The organism is Granulicatella sp. HMSC30F09, from assembly GCF_001806915.1.
Taxonomy (GTDB): Bacteria; Bacillota; Bacilli; order Lactobacillales; family Aerococcaceae; genus Granulicatella; species Granulicatella adiacens.
This window is the reverse complement of the sequence record NZ_KV786406.1, coordinates 1-511: the sequence shown is the minus strand read 5'-3', so window position 1 is coordinate 511 and position 511 is coordinate 1. Positions and strand designations below refer to the sequence as shown.

Sequence of the window (511 nt, the reverse complement as noted above, 5' to 3'; positions counted from 1 at the left end):
CATCAGGGCCATATTTTTGATATTTTTTTACCCATTGATACACCAAGTTGTAAGAGATATTATATTTCTGTGCGGTTTGTTTATAGTTTAATTGATTTTGAATACAGTCTTTGACGATAAGGATTCTTTCTTCGTGCGATGTTTTTCTATATTTCATAGTGTATACCTCTGGCTTAGGATAGTAGGCCTTCGCGGCCTCACCATTAGTATACTTAATAATCCAATTTCGTACAGTTGTAACAGAAGGAATATTATATTTTCTTGTGATTGCCGTTAAATAGGTTTTCGATTCTAAAAACTCTTTAACCACCATTTCTTTAAATTCATTTGTATAAGTGTTAAACCCATCTCTATCTTCTAAAGCAGAAAGTCCATATGCTTTATATTTCGAAAAATACATATTAAATGTTCCTGGTGAAATCTTTAAACCATATTCACTACGCAGCTCACGAAAAGGCACACCATCTAAATACAATTCTATGAATCGTTCTAATTCTTTTGCAGTATGTTT

The 511-nt window shown here is 31.9% G+C and carries 1 protein-coding gene; it reads right to left on the bottom strand.

The features are described 5' to 3' along the window. The coding region (locus HMPREF3103_RS00705; protein ID WP_070436835.1) for a helix-turn-helix domain-containing protein at positions 1-511 on the bottom strand (511 nt) is incomplete at both ends.